We start from the raw sequence: 19403 nt of genomic DNA, 5'->3' as shown, positions 1-19403 counted from the left end.
GATGCGAGGTGTCGGAGTGTCGTGGCAGCGCCGCGATGTACGGCGCCGTTTCAATGACGGTGATAGGACAGCGCTTCGAGATCGCGCCGGGCCGATGCGCGTCCCGCGAGACCGAAACCGCGCGCGAGCGCACCGAGCGTATCGACGGCGGACGCCGCGATCGTGACGCCGACAGCCGCGAGATAGCGGACGGCGCCAAGCTGCGGCAACTGCTGGCGATTCAGCGCGCGCAGGCTGTAGCCGAGCCGCATGGCCATCACGCAGAACGGGCCGAGCGGGCCGCTGCGGCCAAGCCACTGCCAGCCGCGCGGCAGGTACGCGTTCACGAGATACGGTGTCAGACCGACGCTATCCTCGCCGCGCATCCAGCGCAGCTTCAGCGATTCGCGATGCGTGTCCGGCAGCCGATGCTCGGTGTGGGCCGCCGGCGCGAACTCGACGGCCACGCCGGCCGCCTGCATCCGCAGCCCCATCACCTGGCAATGCGCGCGATAAACGCCGTCGAGCGGCTCGTAGCGAAATCGCGCGAACACCTCGCGCCGGAACGCGACGTTGTTCGCGTAGAAGTTGCGCGTCGCGCCGTCGCGCAGCGGGCTCGGGAAATACATGAAATCGATCGACGTCAGCGCGATGCCGAGCACGTTCGGCGCATAGCTGGTGCGCCCCGCCACCGCGACGGGCGCCTCGCCGGCTTCACGCGCGAACGGTGCGAGCAGGTGCTCGAGCCAGTCGTCGGCCGGCCGGCAATCGGCATCGCCGAACACGACGATGTCGCAACGGGCCGCGTCGACACGGTCGAACCCGTCGTTCTTCGCATCGTAGTAGCCGGTGCTTGCGCCGATCTCGACGAAGTCGATCGGGCGGCCGGCCAGCGCGGCGATCTCCGCGCACGCATCGGCCGGCAGGCCGTCATGCGTGATGATCCATTGTGCGAGTGCCGCGGGCGGTACGGTCTGCTTCGACAGCGCCGACACGAGGCGCTTCAGGCTGTCGACGGCCTGCGCGAGCCCCGCGCCGCCGCGCAGGTTATTCGTCTCCAGCACGAGCGCAGTCTGCGCCGCCACGGCGCGGGCAGCCGCACGGGTGTGCCGCGTGGTTTCTGTGAAGTCTGGCATCCGGAATATCTCCATCCTCATGCGCACCGGCATGGATGAAACGAATGGGCGAGGAGCCCGCGGCGCATCGGCGCATGCGGGGCGCCCGCGACCGTCATCGCAAAACGGGCGGCCTGGAAGGCGCGCCCGCTTCGCGGGCCGTCACTCCTGGGCGGACGGCGCCGATTCGGCGTCGGTATAGCGCGGCTTCGCGTTCTGCAGGTCACGCGTGTTCTTCTGCACGGCCACCGAACCGAACAGCGCGAGCACGAACGACATCGCGTAGAAGCCCTTCTCGCTCAACTGCAGCGTCGCGTTGAAGAGGCCGACGACCAGCAGCGCGATCGACAGCAGCAGCGCGATCCAGCTGAGGCCGTAGTAGATGCCGGTGACGGGAATGCCTTCCGCACGGTCGCGGACGCTTTTCTGCAGCGAGATTGCCGCATAGAGACCGAACACCAGCACGGTGAAGTAGTAGCCCTTCTCGTTGAGCTGCATGCCCGCGTTCCAGAGACCGATCAGGAATGCCGCGAAACCGGCGAGCAGCGCGGCCCACGACGCGGCCACGAACGCGAACGACGGCTGCTGGATGGTGGTCTGGTTCATTGCTTTGCCCTCTCTTTCTTGTTGTTCGAAATCGTTTTCGTTGAACTGCGTTTCGCGCATGGTACCAGCTTCGGCACGCGGCAAGACAGCCGAGCTTGCAGTCTTACAATTCGCGCTGAGCCCGCCGCCAGCGCCCCGGCGTCGTGCCGAGCACCGCGCGAAACGCCTTGCCGAAGGCGGCCTCGGACTGGTAACCGACCGCCTGCCCGATCTCCGCCTGCCCGCGCTGCGTATCCTGCAGCAGCGCGCACGCATGCATCATCCGGATCTGCGCGACGAACGCGCCGACGCTCATCCCGGCCCGCTCGCGGAAATGCCGCGCATAAGTCGCTCGCGACATCGCGGCTGCGTCGCCGAGTGACTCGACCGTCCACGGTTTCTCCGGCGCCTGCAGCACGGCCTGGACCGACGGGCCGAGCCGCGCGTCGGCCGCAAGCGCGAGCCAACCGGACGGCACGCGCGCGCCCCGACCGTAAGCGCGCAATGCGTAAGCGAGCAGCGCCTGGCCGAGTGCGTTCACGATCGCGCCGGCGCCCGGCTGCCCGTTCGACGCCTCGGTGCGCAGCACGCTCGTCAGCAGTTGCAGCGGCGCGAACCCCGATGCCTCGCGCAACCCGACATGCAGCACCTGCGGCAGCGTGCGCATCAGCAGTTCGCCCGCGCCGCGCGCATAGACGAACCGTCCGCAAAGCAGGTCCACGCTCGCGCTACCCGGTTCGGCCGGATCAAGATTCGACTTGACCGGCAGCACCGCGCCGACGGCGGCGCCCGGTTCGCGCAGCGCCGCACCCGGCCGCGACCGGCCGGCCCCTGCGTCGAGCAGGTCGTGCGCGCCGCCTGCGGGCAGCAGCACGAAATCGCCATCCTCAAGCTGCAGCGCGCGCCCGTCCGCGGTACGCAACCTGCACGTTCCGGCCAGCACGAGGTGAAACGCCGCCTCGCCGGACGGCAGCGGGTCGTGCGGCATCGCGAACGGCCCGTCGAGCAGGCAGCGCACGTCGAGCTCGACATGGCTGCGGCCCAGCGACAGTAGTTGACTCAACGCATCCATGAGACGATCGCGCTAAAAATTGACACTCTAGCGTATCGAAACCCTCAGCGCGAACGATCAGAATAGCCCTGCATCGCCCGAGATCGCGGCGCCCGCCGCCCTCCCCACCTCTTCTCGAAAGGACGCATCATGCTGAATTGGAACGAATACCGGAAGGAACTCTCGACGCGCATCGGCGAGATCGCCAAGCTGTCGCCCGATACGCTGGCCGGCTACAAGGCGCTGTCAGGCGCCGGTGCCAAGACAGGCCATCTCGACGCGAAGACGCGCGAACTGATCGCGCTCGCGGTCGCCGTCACGACGCGCTGCGACGGCTGTATCGCCGTGCACACAGCGGAAGCGGCCAAGCATGGCGCGACCAAGGAGGAGGTGGCGGAAGCGCTCGGCGTCGCGATTGCGCTGAACGCGGGTGCGGCGCTCGTCTATTCGGCGCGTGTGATGGACGCGCTCGGCGACTGAGCCCGACGGCCGCGGCGCTGCCGTTGTAGGGCATATGGCGGCGCCCGGCTGCAAGGCCGCCCGGTTGCGCGTCGCGCATCCGGGCAAGGCAGGCGACGTATGACGATTGGCTAGCCTACCTGCCCGAATGACCAGCGGGGCCGCCCACAAGCACGGACGCGCCGCGAAGTCGGCTACCATGCGCGAACGATCCATCGTGAAGGAGCGCTCCATGTGCCGCTGGCTCGCCTATACGGGTAATCCGATTCATCTCGAAACCGTACTGTTCCGCGCGAAGCATTCGCTGATCGACCAGAGCCTGCATTCGGAGCTGGGGGCGACGACCACCAACGGCGACGGCTTCGGCATCGGCTGGTACGGGCGTCCCGACGAACTCCCGTTCCGCTACCGCTCCGTGCATCCCGCGTGGAACGACCGCAACCTGCGCGAAGCCGCACGCGCGATCCGCTCGCCGATGTTCATCGCGCACATCCGCTCGGCCACCGACACCCCCGTGCAGGAAACCAACTGCCACCCGTTCCGCCACGGCCGCTGGCTGTTTGCGCACAACGGGCTGATCCGCGACTTCCACAAGCTGCGCCGCGACCTGACGATGACGGTCGATCCCGCGCTGTTCCCAACGCTCGAAGGCTCGACCGACTCCGAGCTGATGTTCCGCCTCGCGCTGACCTACGGCCTCGAGCAGACGCCGCTGCCCGCGCTCGAGCGGATGGTCGGCGTGGTCGAGGAAACCGCCGCGCGGCATCGCGTGGCCGACCCGCTCAACATGACGATCTGCGCGACCGACGGCGAACGGATCATCGCGGTGCGATATTCGAGCGAACGGCAATCGCGTTCGCTGTTCCACAGCACGTCGTTCAAGCACCTGCACGAACTGTATCCGCACAACCCGCGCATCGCCGAAGTCGGCGACGACGCGTTCATGATCGTGTCCGAGCCGCTCGTCGACCTGCGGGGTGCGTGGGAGGAAGTGCCCGAGAGCACGGCGATCGTCGCGCAGGGCGCCGATGTGCAGCAGCGGCCGTTCGGGCCGCGGCACAAGTAGCGCATTGACATCGTTGACTACATCGGGACGGCAATGTCAAACGTATGCGCACGAAATAATTCGTTGAAAAAGGAAGGGATTACAAACTTTCCGTCGCGTTACAATTCGCCCCAGGAGTAAACGAACCCAAGAAAAGCAACTGCACTTTCGCCCGCACCGCACATCGGAAATGCCCCAAGATTTCAAGAATTTGTCACCCGCAACGCTGACGAACCGACAATCCGCCGATCGTGGCGTTAAACAGGATCGAGCCTTCGTGGTGTGGCTGACCGGTATCTCCGGCGCAGGCAAATCGACGCTGGCGACCCTGCTGCAGGAACAACTCGATGCCCGCGGACTGCGCACCTATCTGCTGGATGCCGACCGCCTGCGCGAGGGGCTGAACCGGGATCTCGGATTCAGCGATGCCGATCGCCATGAAAATATCCGACGAACCGCCGAGGTGGCCAGGCTGCTGGTGGATGCCGGATTCGTCGTCATCGCTGCGTTGATCTCGCCATTCCAGGAGGCGCGCACCAAGGCGCGTGCGCGCTTTGCGGCCGGTACGTTCATCGAGGTCTTTGTCGACGCTGCACTCGAAGTCGCAGAGGCTCGCGACCCGAAGGGACTCTATGCGTTGGCAAGGCAAGGCGCGATTCGCCAATTTACCGGCATCGATTCCGCCTATGAGCCGCCGCAGTCCCCCGACGTTCACGTCAGGACGGCCGAGGCAAGTCCCTCGGAGTGTGTGGACGCGATCATCCGGAAACTGCCGCTGGACGGCTGACGCCGTCGCGACCGAACGCCATCCCGCGCGCGTCGGTGCGCTACTCGCGCGAACGGCAACCTCGTCCGCACAAGGTGCCAATGTACACCGCCAGCCGTTCAGCCCGCGGCACAAGTAGAGCGGCAGGCACGATGCACGCCGTCAGGCGCGGCGAGAAAACCGCATCCGGATCGAATCGAGTTCGGCGGGCAGCCGGCGCGAACGGGCGCGTGGCCGCGGCAGCGCGGTGAACCCGAGCCGTTCGTACAGCGCGCGGGCCCGCACGTTGCGGGTCAGCACGTCGAGCACGACGTCGCGACTGCCGTCGGCGGGCAATGCACCGGTGTCCAGCGCGTCGCGAAACAGTGCACTGAAGATGCCCGTGCCGCGCTGCCGCTCGTCGGTTGCGCAATGCGCGACGAGGATCTGCGAACGTTTCGGCGCCGGAATTTCCGTTTCGAGGATCAGCCCGCGCAACAATTGGCCAATCGTGCGCCGCACGCCGAAGAAGCGCGCCAGCGCCCACACGACATGCACGTCGTCGAACATCGTCTGCTGTCCGTCGTGAATCGCCATCACGGCGAGCACGGTGCCGTCGTCGGCGACCGCGACGCGATGCCGGCGCCACGAGAAGCGCCCGTGACGCGACCGGAACGCCTGCCGCAGGAAGGCGATGCAGCGCGTGTCGCTTTCGCCGAGAAAGAACCCGAATTCGGCCACGCCGGACGCAAACATGAGCGGCGCGCACGCCGCCGCGTCGCCCGCATCGGCCGCACGAAACCGCACGCGTTCACCGGCGCGCGGCACCGCTTGCGCGAACGCGCCGGCCAGCGTCATGCGCTGCGCCCCGCGAGACGCGACAACACGGCGACCGTCCGGCTGATCTGCTCCGGCTCGTGCGTCGAGCAGATGAAGAAGCGCAGGCGCGCGGCCTTTTCCTCGACGGCCGGATAGAAGATCGGCTGCACGTTGATCCCTTCGTCGAACATCGCATTGGCCCATTGCGCGGCCTTCAGCGAGCTGCCCGTGATCACCGGCACGACCGCGAACCCGGCGCTCGTGCCCGTGTTCAGCCCGGCCGCGCGCGCCTCGGTCAGGAACTGCCGCCCGCGCGCCTGCAGTTGCGCGACGCGCTCCGGCTCGGCCTGCAGGCGCTCGAGCGCGGCCAGCGACGCTTCGGCAAGCGTCGGCGCGAGCCCGACGCTGTACAGGAAGCCCGGCGCCAGGTGGCGCAGCATGTCGACCAGCGGCTGGCAGCCGGCGATGAAGCCGCCGCAGCCCGCCAGCGTCTTGCTCATCGTGCCCATCCACATATCGACCTGGTCGGGCGCGACGCCGCAGTGCTCGCGGATGCCCTTGCCGGTCGCGCCGAGCACGCCGAGCGAATGCGCCTCGTCGACCAGCAGGAATGCGCCGTGGCGCGTCTTCACGTCGACGAAGCGCTGCAGGTCGGGGAAATCGCCGTCCATGCTGTACAGCCCTTCGATCGCGATCAGCACGTGCCGGTATTCGCGGCGCACGCGCGCGAGCAGTTCGTCGAGCGCCTGCCAGTCGTTGTGCGCGAAGCTCAGCCGCTTCGCGCCGCTCAGCTGCGCGCCCTGCACGATGCTGTTGTGTGCGAGCGCATCGTGGACGACCAGATCGCCGGGGCCGAACAGCGCGCCGATCACGGTCACGTTGGTCGCATGGCCGCTCACGAACGCGACACAGTCGTCGGTCTCGTAGAACGCGGCCAGCGCGCGCTCGAGGTCGCGCTGCACCGGGCGCTCGCCCGCGACCATCCGGCTCGCGGAGGCCGACGTGCCATAGCGGTCGATCGCGGCTTTCGCGCGCGAAGACACGGCCGGATCGCCGGCAAGGCCGAGGTAGTTGTAGTTCGCGAAGTTCAGGTACTCGCGGCCGCCGATCTGCGTCGTCGCACCGGCGATGCCGTCATGCACGCGAAAGAATGGCGAATCGACGCGCAGCTTCTCGCCCATCTCGCGCATGATCCGCACCTGCTGATACTGCGGCATCGATTCGAAGCGACTGCGCGCCGAGGCGGTCTGCGCGGCCGGCGTGCCCGGCACGCCCGGTGCCGCGGCAGCATCGGTCGCGCGCTCCAGTTGTCGTTTCAGCGCTTTCGCCGCCAGTTGCTGGCGAAGATGCTCTCCCAGTGCCATTGCTTCCTTCGCTTTATCTCGAAAAGGCGCTATGTTACGCCGCGCGTCATGAAAAAGCGTGGTGTCACGCGCCGGGAAACTCGGCCCACTGCCACGCATCGGGTTCGGCCAGCAGCGCGTCCACCAGCCGGAAATTCATCTCGTGGCTCGGCCGCAACGCGCTCACGCGCGCCAGCAGCGGCGCACCGGCCAGCGCGAGATCGCCGATCAGGTCGAGTACGCGGTGCCGGACGAACTCCTCCGGCAGCCGCATCCCGCCCAGCACGCGATTGCCGACGATCGACGCGGTGCACGACGGCCGCGCGCCGCGCAGGATCGGCACCCCGCGCAGATAGCCGGCGACGATCGCCGGCACCGCCCACTTCACGCGCCCGTACGAGCGCGACGGCGCGATCTCGGTCGCAAATGCGGCCGGCGTCAGCGCGCCGTCCCAGTGCATGTCGCCGAAACCGCGCAGGTCGTTGCGCACGCTCAGCTCGTAACGCGACGCCGGTTCGATCCGCATTTCGCGCCGCTGGCCCCCCTCGCCGTCCGTGACGACGACGGGCCGCAGCACGCGGATGAAGCGTTTCGGCGCATCGAGCGCGACCCGGCCGCACGCGCGGATGGCATCCACCCAAGGCGCGGCGCTGCCATCGAGAATCGGCACTTCCTCGGCATCGATCTCGACGACCGCGTGATCGATCTCGCACGCGAGCAGCGACGCGAGCAGATGCTCGATCGTGCGAACGCCGACGCCGTCGGCATTGCGCAGCATCGTGCACAGCGGTTGCGCGCGGCGCAGCGCGGGATCGACCGGCAGCGTCGCGAGCGTGCGCCCCTGCGCGACGCGACGGAACACAATGCCCGTCACGCCCTCTTCCGGACGCGCGGGCAGGATCCGCACGCCCACCCGGCGCCCCGTGTGCAGCCCGTGACCGTCGATCGCCAGCGGACGCGCCAGCGTGCCCTGACGGGTCGCCCAGCCGGTCGGCGCGCTCATCGAGTGACCTCCAGCGTCGGCGACGCATGACCCGCAACGGGCGCCGGCCGGCTGTCGAGCATCGCGCGCGCTTCACCTTCGATCGCATGCTTCGCGGCGAGTGCCGCGACCGCCTCTTGTGCCGCATCGCTCGCCGAGCCCGCGTCGGCATCGGCAGACGCGCCGATCGAATCGACGATACGTCCGGCCAGCGTCGTCACCGACGCGCCCTCGGCAATCGCCATCACCGACAGCTTGACCTCGAATGCTTCCTCGACCGCGAGGCCGAGTTCCATCCCCATCAGCGAATCCATGCCCATGTCGAGCACCGACTTGTCGAGCGCGATGCGATCGGGCGTCATGTGCAGGATCCGCGCGATCTGTGCCTGCAGCGTCCTGGCAACCAGCGCGATCGCTTCGTCGCGCGGCAACGCCAGCACTTCTTCCCGCAGCTGCGTGCCGCCGTCGCGCGCATCGCCGCCCTTCGCGTGCGATTGCAGCAGCGAATACCGGCGCGCCTTCGCGGCAGGCATCCCGCGTGCCACGGCATGCCAGTCGAGCCGGACCACCGCTTCGCCCGCCGCGCCTGCCACCAGCGCGCGCTCGAGCGCGACCATCGCCTCGTCGGACGTGATCGATGCACCACCGATCCGCGACTGCAACGCCTCGCGCGTATCCGCGTGGCGCGCGAGGAAGCCGACGTCCTCGAGCGGCCCCCAGGCCATGAACGTGCCCGGCAAGCCCGCCGCGCGACGATGTTCGACGAGCGCCTCGAGGAAGCTGTTGGCCGCGACGTAGTTCGACTGCCCCGGATTGCCGAGATAGGTCGTCGCCGACGAATAGACCACGAACAGGTCGAGCGGCAACGCGCGCGTCGCGCGATGCAGGTTCCACGCGCCGGCCACCTTCGGTGCGAGCACCGCGGCCATGCGCGCATCGTCGAGATTGCGCACGAGGCCGTCGTCGATCGACATCGCCGAATGCAGCACGCCCTTGAGCGGGCTGCCGCGCCGGCCGATCGCGTCGATCATCGCATCGACCGCCGCTGCGTCGGTCACATCGCACGACACGACGTCGACCGTGACGCCGAGCGTCTTGCGCCAGCGCTCGACTTCCTCGCGTGCGGCTGCAGCGAGCTCGCCGGAACGGCTCGCCAGCGTCAGCCGGCGTGCGCCGCGCTCGACCATCCAGCGCGCGCTCGCGAAACCGAGCCCGCCCGTGCCGCCGACCACCAGGTACGTGCCATGCGGATCGAGCGCGAGCGAGCCCGCGCGCGTGACGCCGCGCGTCGGCGCCGGCGTGCCGGACGGATAGGTCACGAGCACCTTGCCGATCTGGCGCGCCTGCTGCATGTAGCGGAACGCATCTTCCGCCCGTTCGGCTGGAAACGCGCGGTACGGGAGCGGATGCAGCACGCCGGCCGCGAACAGCGCCATCACTTCGCCGAACAGGCGCGCGGTCAGCTCGGGCAGCGCCCCCATCAACTGGTCGGCGTCGATACCGAAATAGCTGATGTTGTTGCGGAACGGCCGCAGCCCGATATGGCTGTTTTCGTAGAAGTCGCGTTTGCCGAGCTCGAGGAAACGACCGAACGGCCGCAGCGTATCGATGCTGCGCACCATCGCTTCACCGGCGAGCGAATTCAGCACGATGTCGACGCCCTGGCCGCCCGTCAGCGCGCGAATCTCGTCCGCGAACGCGAGACTGCGCGAATCGAGCACGTGGTCCGCGCCGAGCAGGCGCACGAACTCGCGCTTCTCGTCGCTGCCGGCCGTCGCGAACACTTCCGCGCCGAAGTGGCGCGCGAGCTGGATCGCGGCGATCCCGACGCCACCCGCGCCGCCGTGCACGAGCACACGCTCGCCGCGACGCAGGCGCGCGAGTTCGACCAGTGCGTAGTACGCGGTGAAGAACGTGGTCGGCACGGTCGCCGCTTCCTCGAACGACAGCCGCTCGGGTTTCCGTGCGATCGCCTGCGCACGCGTCCTGACGCGCGTCGCGAACGAAGCCGGCGCGAAGCCGAGCATCGCATCGCCCGGCGCGAATTCCGTCACGGCCTTGCCGACCCGGACGACGCGGCCGGACAGTTCCATGCCGATCGTCGCGCCCGCGAAGCCGGTCTCGACCGCCTCATCGGACAACAGCCCCATCGCATACATCACGTCGCGGAAATTGAGGCCGGTGGCAACGGGCTCGATCTCCACCTCGTCGTCACCCAGCGGGCTTTCCGGCAACGCAAACCATTCGAGATTGCGCAACGAGCCCGGCGCATCGAACGCGAGCACGGCCGCACGCGCGATCGCGCCATCGTTGCGGGCCGCGGCCTGCGCGGCGGTCAGCATGCGCGGCACCTGCCGCCCGTGCGCACCCAGGACGACTTCTTCCTCGAGCGCTGCGCCGGTCAGCTCGCGAATCAGCGCGTCGGGGATCCGGTCCGCCGCCTGATCGACGTCGATGTCGATCAGGCGGCACGCGAGTTCGGGATGCTCGTTCGCCAGCACGCGACCGAGGCCCCACAGCGTGGCCTGTTCCGGATGCGCATTCGCGGCCCCTGCGAATGGCGCGCCGCCACGCGTGACGACGGTCAGCCGCGTAGCCGCGTTCGGCTGCGCACCGAGCGTGCGAACGAGTGCCGCAAGGGCGATCACGCCGTTACGCTGCGCGGCCATCAAGCCATCCCCCGTCGCCGATTCCGCGAGCGGCGTCTCCGGCGCGCAGAACACGACATGCGCCGGCTGCCCGGCCGGCAACGACGCAATCGCATCGGCCGCGTGCGTGGTATCGACGATATCGGCCGGATAGCCCGCGCGCGCCAGCGCATCGGCCAGCCGCCCGCCGAAACTGCCGGCGGCATCCGGTGCGTGCACCACGAGCCATTGCTCGCTGCGTGCCAGCGTATCGAGATCGCTCGGATCGTCGCCGCGTTGCGCAACCACGGCGCTTGCGGGGTTGCGCGCGATGACGAACGTCGGCGTGCCGTCCAGATCGAGCGATTGCTCGACGTGCCGCACGACATCGACGTAGCCCGCGCGTGCGAGCGCCGCATCGAGATCCGCCGGCGCCAGCGGCACCGGCGCGTCGGCTTCCGTCGACGCAGCCTGCGCGCCGAATACGATGTCGGAGAAACGGCCGCGCCGCGACTCGGCCAGCAGCAGCAACCCGCCCGGCGCCAGCCATGACCGCATCGCATTCAACGCATCGGCCACGTCGTGACGGCCGCTCAACGCGCGGTTCGCGACGATCAGGTCGTACGGGCCGGCTTCGTCGGCCGCCAGCGACAGCCGCTCGCCCGACTGCAGCGCAACCGTGCGCACCGCCGCTTCCGCATCCGCGTCGAACCCGGCCAGTTGGCCGGCTGGCGCGGCGATCGTGTGATCGCAGTGCGCGGTCGCGAGATGCATGCCGAGCGTCTGCAGCACGTCGCCGTCCGTCGCGCCCAGTTCGAGCACGCGCAACCGGCGTGCCGACTGCCATCCGTCGACCGCCTGCTCGACGCTTGCGGTCAGCAACGCATGTACGTGCTGCCACGTCGGCGATGCGGCCAGGAGTTGCTCGACCAGGCTGTGCCCGGTCGGCGACAGCAGACGGGTGCCGTCCTTCGCGCCGTTCAGTACGTCCGGCAATGCCGCGCCGCAATGCGCGAGCAGCGTCAGCTCGGCCACGTGCCCCGGCGATTCGGCCAGCAGCCCGCGCCACAGCTCGTCGAGCGGCGGCAACGCCGCGCACGCCGCGTCGTCGCGCACGAGCAGCGCGCCATCACGATGCGCGAGCCCATCCTCGACCAGCATGTCGGCGAGACGCGTGGCCAACGCCGCACGCCCGGCCGCCGGCTGCCACGTGCCGGCGAATGCGCCGAGCGCATCGAACGCGCGGAGCGCGTAGAGGCTCGCCAGCACATCGAGCAGCGGCAGGATTTCGCTCAGATGCTGCGTCCGGCGGCCGTCGCGCCCGGTCGTTTCGAGCCGCGCGACGGCCTGCGCGAGCAGCGCATCGGGGGCCGGCAAACCGGCCGCGTCGACGTCGCCCGGCAGCGGCACTTCTTCAAGGCGGTAGACGAAGCGCGCGGGCAGGTTCTGCCGACGGCCGACGAGATCGACGCGGCGGAACCGGCATGCACCGAGCCGCGCGACGATCGCACCGCGCGCGTCGAGGAATTCGAAATGCGCAACGATCGAATGCGGGCTGTGCCGGTCGATCCGCACGAGCACCCGCTCGACCGTGTCGCCGCGCAGATAGTCGACCCGACCGATCTGCACCGGCACGTAAGCGGGATGCTCGCCTTCGCGCGCATGCGCCGCAAGCAGTGCGAACAGCGGATGAAACCCGCTGTCCATCAGCGCCGGATGCAGCAGATAGGCGGACAATGCCCGCGCGTCGCCGCATGCGGCCGGCGCGGCGATGTCGGCCAGCGCCGCGCCGTCGTCCGCGGCAATCCGCACGGTGCGGACCCAGCGGAACGCCGGTCCGTAGCTGAGGCCGATCGCTGCCGTGTTTGCGTACAGCGTGTCGCCGTCGGCTGCAGGCAGCGCGAGCAGACGATCGAGCGCGCCGGACGGCACGACGCTCGCATCGCCGAGCGCGTTGCCGCTTTCCAGCATCCGCCCCGTCACGTTCAGCGTCCAGGCACCGCCGGACATCCGGTCGCGCGTCTCGATCGTGAAGGTCGCCGTGCGCGACTCGATCACGAGCCGGAACAGCTTCGCCTGCTGCGGCTGGAATACCACCGGCGTGCGGATCTCGACGTTTTCGAGCGCCGCATCCGGCGTATCGAAGAAGGTGCGTGCCGCGGCGAGCGCCATTTCCACGTACCCGGCCCCCGGGAACGCCACGCCGCCGTCGACGACGTGATCGGCCAGCATCGGCAGCTTCGCCGGATCGAGCTGGTTTTCCCACGCGAATGCGTGCTCGTGCAGGCGATAGCCGAGCAGCGGATGCTCGCGACGGCGATTGACGAGACCGTAGCCTTCGACGGTCGGCGTCAGCCAGAAGCGCTCGCGCTGCCACGGATAGGACGGCAATGCAGTGCGCGATTGGCCCGGCGCGAAGCGGTCGGGATCGACGCTCGCGCCGTGCGCAATCGCCGCGAGAATCGCTTGCCGCAGCATTGCCGCGCTGCCGTGATCGCGTTTGAGCGTCGGCAGCACCACGCCGGTCGCGCCGGCCGCCGCGAATGCCTGCTTCACGTACGTGCGCAGGATCGAATGCGGCGAGACCTCGACGAACAGCCGGACACCCTGCTCGATCAGATGCGCGATACCGTCGCCGAAGCGCACCGGCTCGCGAATGTTGCGCCACCAGTAGCGGGCATCGAGTTCGGTGCCGGCCAGCGCGCCGCCGGTCACGGTCGACACGAACGTGCCGTTGCCCGGCTGCGGCCGCAGGCTCGCCAGTTCGGCCAGCACGACCGGTTCGATGCGGTCCATGTGGCTGCTGTGGAACGCGTAGTCGAGATCCAGCATCTGGAAGAACTTGCCGCTGCCGCGCAGTGCGGCTTCCAGCGCCTGCAAGCCCTGCAGCTCGCCCGCGAGCGTCACCGCATCGGGGCTGTTGATGCCCGCGACCTCGACGCGCCGCGCCAGCCCGTGGCGCGCGATCAGTTCGCGCGCCGCTGCATCGCCGATGCCGACGGCCGCCATCCGGCCGCTGCCGCGCGTCATCGCCTGCGCGCGGCTGCGGATCTTGATCACGCGCACCGCGTCGGCGAGCGACAGCGCGCCGGTCACCCACGCCGCGGCAATCTCGCCGACGCTATGGCCGATTGCCGCGTCGTAACGCATCCCGCGCGCGTCGATCACGCGGATCATGCCGACCTGGATCGCGAACAGCAGCGGCTGCGCGTTCTCCGTCGCGGCCAGCCATTCCGCGCCCGCACCGGCCAGCCATTCCGCGCTCGGGCCACCGCGCATCACGTCGACGAGCGACGGGCTGCCGTCGGTGCACCACAGCGCGTCGACTTCGTCGAGCGCCGCGCGAAAGACGGCGTTCTCCGCATAGAGTTCGTTGCCCATCCCGACCCACTGGCAACCGTTGCCCGAGAAGACGAGCGCGGTGCGCACCGCGTCGCCCGGAGCCTGGCCGGTCGCCACGCACGCCGGCAGCCCTTCCGACGCCGGCTGGGCCAGCGCCGCGAGCGCAGCGCGCCCTTCGGCCACCTCGGCCGGCGAGACGATCGCGCGATGCTCGAGCCATTGGCGGCGACGTGCGGCCGCGGCGGCAAGCGCCTGCCAGTCGCCGCCGTTATCGAGCATCGCCAGATAGCGGCCCGCGAGCGCGCCGAGCGCGTTCGCGCTGCGCGCGGTCAGGACGAGCGGAGACAGTTGCGCGTGTGTCGGTTCGGGCGCGGCCGTCGACGCCTCGTTTGCACCCGGCGCCTCCGTCAGCACGACGTGTGCGTTCGTTCCACCGAAGCCGAACGAGTTGACGCCGACCGTCAGCGGCGCGTCGCCCGCGTCGAGCGGCATGTAGCGATCGACGACGCGCAGACGCCCGCCGTCGAAATCGATCCCGGGATTGGGCGTAACGAAGTGCAGCGAGCGCGGTACCGCGCGATGCTTCAGGCACAGCACGGCCTTCAGCAGCCCGGCCATGCCGGATGCCGTCTCGAGATGGCCGATGTTGGTCTTGACCGAACCGACGAGCAGCGGACGATCCGCCGGGCGCTCGCCCGACACGACGTCGATCAGCGCACGCGCCTCGATCGGATCGCCGACCGCGGTGCCCGTGCCGTGCGCTTCGAGATAAGCAAGCGACTGCGGGTCGATGCCCGCGCGCGCGTATACGCTGCGCAGCAGCGATGCTTGCGCGGCCGCGCCCGGCACGCTGATGCCGCCCGGCGAATGGCCGACCGAGTTCACGCCGGAGCCGGCGATCACCGCATGGATCGTGTCGCCGTCGGCGAGCGCGCGATCGAGCGGCTTGAGCAGCACGAATGCGCCGCCTTCGGAGCGGACGTAACCGTCGCCGGTCGCGTCGAACGCGCGGCAACGGCCACGCGGCGACAGCATCGACGCCTTGGAGAAACTGACGAAGCCGAACGGGTGCAGCAGCAGGTTGACGCCGCCGGCGAGCGCCACGTCGGCTTCGCCGGACTGCAACGCCTTGACGGCCTGGTGGAGCGCGACGAGCGACGACGAGCAGGCCGTGTCGACGGACATGCTCGGGCCGCGCAGATCGAACAGGTAGGACACACGGTTCGACGCGATGCTCAAGGTGTTGCCGGTCGCCGAATACGGATCGATCACGTTCAGATCGTCCATGTTGCGGTTACCGTAGTCGGTGCTGGCGACGCCGACGTAGACGCCGCAGTTGCTGCCTCGCATGTCGGCCGGGCGCACGCCGGCGTCCTCGAAGGCTTCCCATGCGAGTTCGAGCAGCAGGCGCTGCTGGGGGTCCATCTGGGCCGCTTCGCGCGGCGAAATGCCGAAGAAGGCGGCGTCGAAGCCGGCGACGTTGTCGAGCACGCCGGCCGAGAACGTGTAGCTCTTGCCCGGTTCGCGTTTGGACGGGTGCTGGTAGAAGTCGGTGCCGAAACGGTCGGCGGGGATTTCGGTGACTGCGTCGCGTTCGTCGCGGAGCAGTTGCCAGAAGTCGCCAGGGTTGTTTGCGCCCCCGGGAAACCGACACGCTATCCCAATTATTGCAATCTTACTGTTCATCTTTTATGTCGCTTTCTCGGATGCGCACGGCTCTTCCGTGCGATTTCCGTGATCTTGTACCACACGCAAAAGTACCGAACCGAGTTCCTCGGCTGCCAGATTCCGGCATTCGGGAGCATTTGCGCCGTAATTCCGCCAAATGAAGTAGTCGCTGTGTTGCGGAATGACGCCCAGCTTCTCGAAAACATGAGGCAATGCGGGAACGTGGTCGCCGTAAAAGCAAACGACTGTTTCACGACGACTGGTGCGCAAATAATCGATCAAGCGCCCGATCATTGCGTCTGCATTTTCAATATGCCGCAGGTATGCAGTCAGGTCGCGCCAGGAGGCGTCTTCGCCAAGAGTATGCCTCGAAGACGATTCGCCGGGCAAAACTTGCTCAAGATGCAGGGGGCCGTGATTTTCCATCGTCATCGCGAAGATGAAGCGCGGCTTCTCGCACTCGCTTTCCAGCGCGGCGATCACTGCATCCAGCACTGCTGCATCGGAGACATACGGGCCGGCACGCGGCGCATCGGCAAAGTATTCGATGTCGAGAAATGTGTTGAATCCGAGCAACGGAAAGATCCGATTGCGACCGAAGAAGTCGGCGTAGTAAGGATGTATCGCCAGCGTGTCGTAACCGCCACGGCCGAACCAGCTTGCGATCGACGCGCACGCACGGCGCACGAACGCATACGGATAAAAGCGTGCGTAGCCGAGGCGCTCGAACGGCAGGCCGGTCAGCATCGAGAATTCCGTGCGCATCGTGTTTGCGCCCCAAGCCGGTACCGATAGCTCGCCGAAACAAACCGCTTCGCGTCTTGCCCTATCAAAATGGGAGAGCACGGTAGGCGCAATCGCCGGTGAAATACGTCGCACGTCGAACAGCGATTCGCTCTGGATCATGATGACGTTGGGGCGCTGCGCCGACGTACCGGTGACGAAAGGCCCTGTTTCGACCACGCGTCGAAATGCTTCGAACGTCGCCGGACGCATGCCGTTCAGCAAGTATGCGATGAAGACCGCGAAAAAACCGTGACGGCGCTGATCTTCCTTGGCGTCAAGCGCCAATGGCAGATGAACTGCAATGTATCGCGCCAGTAAGAATGTGAAGGCAACAACGGCCACCAGCACGAGCACGGGACGCGGGGTAACGGGCGCTTCGGCGAGATAGCCGACGATGACTAGTACGATCCCTGCTCCGATTGCTACAACCTTGCCGACGCTCAGGAACGGCAGATAGAGCCGTGGATGCGAGAACAATTGGCTGAAGAGACTGAGATCGGTAAAAACGAACGGCTCGCGCAGGGATTCGTACTTGGCATTGCTGACGACGGCAACGAGCCCGATCAGCGCGACCGCGACGGACGACGAGAAGATCGGACGTGCGGTAACAAGCAATATCAGCGACGCAAGGAACACGACGGAAAGCACGTGCAAAAGCAGTGCATCTACGCGACGCCGCAATGAGGCACGCGGCACTGCGATCTGGTCCGGCAGAAACGACACGCCGGCCGCAATGGCGAACGCGAGCCAGATTGCGCCCGTCAATTTACGTCTTCCTTGCCAGGCAGATACGAAAGCTTGTCGAGGATCGCATCTGCCAAATTGATGGGAAGCACGGTCAGGATCCGCATACCGAACGCAAGAAGGCCCGGGAATGCGATTTCCACGCGCCCCGCATCGAGCTTCTTGCGAATGTATACGGCGGCCTGATCGGCAGTCCACATGAACGGCTTGTCGCCGGGGAAAGCGTCGCTCATCGACGTCTTGACGAAGCCGGGGAGAATGACCGAGACACCGATACCGTCGCGCTTCAACAGTGGGCGGACGGAATCGGCGTAAGCCTTGATCGCCGATTTACTCGCGCAATACGCGGGCGAGATGGCCATGCCGCGAAGGGCGGCCAGGGAACTGACCGCGGCGATGCGGCCATGCTTCCGGGCGCGCATACGCTCTACAACCGGGAGGACCGTGTGCATCGCACCGTAGAAATTCGTATCGACGACGGTGGTGATACGGTCGAGATCCTCCCAGTCGGATGCAGAGGACAGCGTGCTTGCCACACCTGCGTTGGCGATGAGCAGATCGATCGGATACTGGTCGTCGAAACGATGCAGCCACGAGCGAACCGGATCGGGCTCCCGCACGTCGACGATGCCGACGATCACCTTTGCGCCGCGCGCCCTGCACACTGCTGCGGTGGATTCGAGCTGCGCTTCGTTCCGGCCGACGATGCCGAGCACGGTATCGGGCTGTGCGTATGCGAGCGCAAGCGCCCGGCCAATGCCCGCGCTTGCACCGGTGACGACAACGTGCCGAACCGACGGATTAGTCATCCGCATGCTCTAGTCGAGCAACCGCACCTGCAATCGCCATCGAGATGCCAGTCCGGGTGTAGAAATCGCCGTTGATCTGTGTGTGATGCATCACATAGTCGAGGAACGCGTGATAGAGATCCATATCTGGCGGCACGCCTCCGAGCCAAAAATCATCGAGATCGCCCTGCCAGGTCAGGCCGCTGAAGTTGTAGATGGCGGAGCCGAGCGCAACCAGCGGCCGCTTGTGATGCAGCGCAGACAAACCGACCGTGCTGTTGATAACCACAACTCCGCGAGCGTGTTCGAGCAATGTCGGAAGATGGCCGGCATCGATGAAACGAATCCGATTCTCCATCCCTGCGGCACGCGCAATTTTAAGCGAAAAATTGCGATACTCGATCAGCCCTGTATCCAGGGGGTGATTTTTGATCACCAGCAACGCATCTTGCGGCGCATGTCGCGCGAATGATTCCACGACGTGGCGGATCGCCGCGCGAATTCCATCGAAAGACGAATGCACGACGATTTGTGCATCCGAATTCAATTGCAAAGGAAACAGGTAGTAAGTCCGGCCGCTATCGAGCAATTCGCGCGTAACAGTCTCTGCTTCGCGTCGATGTTTACGCTGCAGAAGCATCCGAACGGCAAGCCCCGAATATTCGAAGAAGCCGTTTTTTGGCCGGTGGCTGCGATACCTCGGAAACCGGGGCCAGCATACCGTGTTCGCAAAACGATACGTGATGTCGTGGAAGGCACGCTCGTACAGGTTGTAGCCGGTGGCTTGCCATTGCTTGGCGGGCGGCGTCACGCTGCGCTGCTGCAGATACCATGCAGGGTCACGCGGCAGCAATGAGCGCCCATTGACACCGTGACGCTCAAGCGTGATCCAGTGCGGTCGAACGTAGCCTTCCTCGAACACGTGGACTCGCAGGCCGTGCGTCGCCGAGACTGCCAGCATCTCGCGATGGATGTCGCGGCAGTCACCGAACATGATGACGTCGGTGATTCCTTCTTGCCGCACGATATCGTCATACCATTGCGGCAAACGCTCGAGCCCGCCGCTATAATTTAAAACAGTCCCGACTCCACCATACAGCATGTCGCCACCGCAAAAATTAACGCGGTAGACGGCAAATCCCCTGCTCCGTAGCGCACGCGAGAGTCGATAGAAAAAAAGCGAGGCAGTGCCTTGCAGCACGAGAAACGAGCGCGGCATCTAGGTTATTGAATGGAAGCCAGAAGAAGCACGAAATATTTACGTAATGCGACAGAAAGATATATGTAATGAACGCAACCTTTCGCGCCAGACTCTGTGGCTGAAT

General features: G+C 67.0%; 13 protein-coding genes. 3 read left to right on the top strand and 10 right to left on the bottom strand.

Going from position 1 to position 19403, the window contains the following annotated elements:
* Positions 1-50 precede the first annotated feature (50 nt).
* From LGN17_RS05400 to LGN17_RS05390, 3 genes are all read right to left on the bottom strand, one after another.
* Positions 51-1115, bottom strand: coding sequence for a glycosyltransferase (locus LGN17_RS05400; RefSeq protein ID WP_226195449.1), 1065 nt, complete (start codon positions 1113-1115; stop codon positions 51-53).
* 141 nt (positions 1116-1256) lie between these two features.
* On the bottom strand, positions 1257-1700 hold the full coding sequence (gene yiaA, locus LGN17_RS05395; RefSeq protein ID WP_226195448.1) for an inner membrane protein YiaA: 444 nt from the start codon (positions 1698-1700) through the stop codon (positions 1257-1259).
* Between the two features lie 103 nt (positions 1701-1803).
* The gene (locus LGN17_RS05390; protein ID WP_226195447.1) at positions 1804-2751 is read right to left on the bottom strand and encodes a cupin domain-containing protein; all 948 of its coding nucleotides are present in this window, start codon (positions 2749-2751) and stop codon (positions 1804-1806) included.
* Between the two features lie 129 nt (positions 2752-2880).
* Here LGN17_RS05390 and LGN17_RS05385 point away from each other — a divergent pair, with 129 nt between their 5' ends.
* The 3 genes from LGN17_RS05385 to cysC all read left to right on the top strand — a co-directional run bounded on the left by LGN17_RS05385 (position 2881) and on the right by cysC (position 5021).
* Positions 2881-3210 carry a carboxymuconolactone decarboxylase family protein gene (locus LGN17_RS05385; RefSeq protein WP_043189451.1) on the top strand — a complete coding sequence of 110 codons (330 nt, stop codon included), beginning with the start codon at positions 2881-2883 and terminating at the stop codon, positions 3208-3210.
* 211 nt (positions 3211-3421) lie between these two features.
* The gene (locus tag LGN17_RS05380; RefSeq protein WP_175957992.1) at positions 3422-4255 is read left to right on the top strand and encodes a class II glutamine amidotransferase; all 834 of its coding nucleotides are present in this window, start codon (positions 3422-3424) and stop codon (positions 4253-4255) included.
* 169 nt (positions 4256-4424) lie between these two features.
* Positions 4425-5021: an adenylyl-sulfate kinase gene (gene cysC, locus LGN17_RS05375; RefSeq protein WP_226195446.1), complete on the top strand. Its 597-nt coding sequence runs from the start codon at positions 4425-4427 to the stop codon at positions 5019-5021.
* A gap of 141 nt (positions 5022-5162) precedes the next feature.
* On the opposite strand, the gene LGN17_RS05370 is transcribed toward cysC, so the two are convergent.
* From LGN17_RS05370 to LGN17_RS05340, 7 genes are all read right to left on the bottom strand, one after another.
* Complete coding sequence (locus LGN17_RS05370; protein ID WP_226195445.1) at positions 5163-5837, bottom strand: GNAT family N-acetyltransferase; 675 nt, start codon at positions 5835-5837, stop codon at positions 5163-5165.
* Complete coding sequence (locus LGN17_RS05365; protein ID WP_226195444.1) at positions 5834-7162, bottom strand: aminotransferase class I/II-fold pyridoxal phosphate-dependent enzyme; 1329 nt, start codon at positions 7160-7162, stop codon at positions 5834-5836. The genes LGN17_RS05370 and LGN17_RS05365 overlap by 4 nt, the downstream gene beginning before the upstream one ends.
* 64 nt (positions 7163-7226) lie before the next feature.
* Complete coding sequence (locus LGN17_RS05360) at positions 7227-8144, bottom strand: UDP-3-O-acyl N-acetylglycosamine deacetylase (protein WP_226195443.1); 918 nt, start codon at positions 8142-8144, stop codon at positions 7227-7229.
* Positions 8141-15778 (bottom strand): type I polyketide synthase, encoded by a 7638-nt coding sequence (locus LGN17_RS05355; RefSeq protein ID WP_226195442.1) that lies wholly within the window; start codon positions 15776-15778, stop codon positions 8141-8143. The genes LGN17_RS05360 and LGN17_RS05355 overlap by 4 nt, the downstream gene beginning before the upstream one ends.
* A gap of 3 nt (positions 15779-15781) precedes the next feature.
* Positions 15782-17311 (bottom strand): LTA synthase family protein, encoded by a 1530-nt coding sequence (locus LGN17_RS05350; protein WP_226195441.1) that lies wholly within the window; start codon positions 17309-17311, stop codon positions 15782-15784.
* On the bottom strand, positions 17308-18099 hold the full coding sequence (locus tag LGN17_RS05345) for an SDR family NAD(P)-dependent oxidoreductase (RefSeq protein ID WP_226195440.1): 792 nt from the start codon (positions 18097-18099) through the stop codon (positions 17308-17310). The genes LGN17_RS05350 and LGN17_RS05345 overlap by 4 nt, the downstream gene beginning before the upstream one ends.
* Entirely contained in the window at positions 18092-19297 is a 1206-nt protein-coding gene (locus tag LGN17_RS05340) for a capsule biosynthesis protein (RefSeq protein WP_226195439.1), read from the bottom strand. The genes LGN17_RS05345 and LGN17_RS05340 overlap by 8 nt, the downstream gene beginning before the upstream one ends.
* Between the last annotated feature and the right edge of the window lie 106 nt (positions 19298-19403).

The organism is Burkholderia sp. AU30280 (assembly GCF_020420125.1).
GTDB lineage: Bacteria > Pseudomonadota > Gammaproteobacteria > Burkholderiales > Burkholderiaceae > Burkholderia.
This window is presented reverse-complemented; position numbering and strand designations above follow the sequence as displayed.

What these genes read in the sequence shown, in the direction of transcription:
- LGN17_RS05390 (WP_226195447.1), bottom strand. Translation starts at nt 2,751, where the DNA reads ATGGATGCGTTGAGTCAACTACTGTCGCTGGGCCGCAGCCATGTCGAG.
- LGN17_RS05345 (WP_226195440.1), bottom strand. Translation starts at nt 18,099, where the DNA reads ATGACTAATCCGTCGGTTCGGCACGTTGTCGTCACCGGTGCAAGCGCG.
- LGN17_RS05380 (WP_175957992.1), top strand. Translation starts at nt 3,422, where the DNA reads ATGTGCCGCTGGCTCGCCTATACGGGTAATCCGATTCATCTCGAAACC.
- LGN17_RS05355 (WP_226195442.1), bottom strand. Translation starts at nt 15,778, where the DNA reads ATGAACAGTAAGATTGCAATAATTGGGATAGCGTGTCGGTTTCCCGGG.
- yiaA (WP_226195448.1), bottom strand. Translation starts at nt 1,700, where the DNA reads ATGAACCAGACCACCATCCAGCAGCCGTCGTTCGCGTTCGTGGCCGCG.
- LGN17_RS05360 (WP_226195443.1), bottom strand. Translation starts at nt 8,144, where the DNA reads ATGAGCGCGCCGACCGGCTGGGCGACCCGTCAGGGCACGCTGGCGCGT.
- LGN17_RS05385 (WP_043189451.1), top strand. Translation starts at nt 2,881, where the DNA reads ATGCTGAATTGGAACGAATACCGGAAGGAACTCTCGACGCGCATCGGC.
- LGN17_RS05365 (WP_226195444.1), bottom strand. Translation starts at nt 7,162, where the DNA reads ATGGCACTGGGAGAGCATCTTCGCCAGCAACTGGCGGCGAAAGCGCTG.
- LGN17_RS05370 (WP_226195445.1), bottom strand. Translation starts at nt 5,837, where the DNA reads ATGACGCTGGCCGGCGCGTTCGCGCAAGCGGTGCCGCGCGCCGGTGAA.
- LGN17_RS05340 (WP_226195439.1), bottom strand. Translation starts at nt 19,297, where the DNA reads ATGCCGCGCTCGTTTCTCGTGCTGCAAGGCACTGCCTCGCTTTTTTTC.
- LGN17_RS05400 (WP_226195449.1), bottom strand. Translation starts at nt 1,115, where the DNA reads ATGCCAGACTTCACAGAAACCACGCGGCACACCCGTGCGGCTGCCCGC.
- cysC (WP_226195446.1), top strand. Translation starts at nt 4,425, where the DNA reads ATGCCCCAAGATTTCAAGAATTTGTCACCCGCAACGCTGACGAACCGA.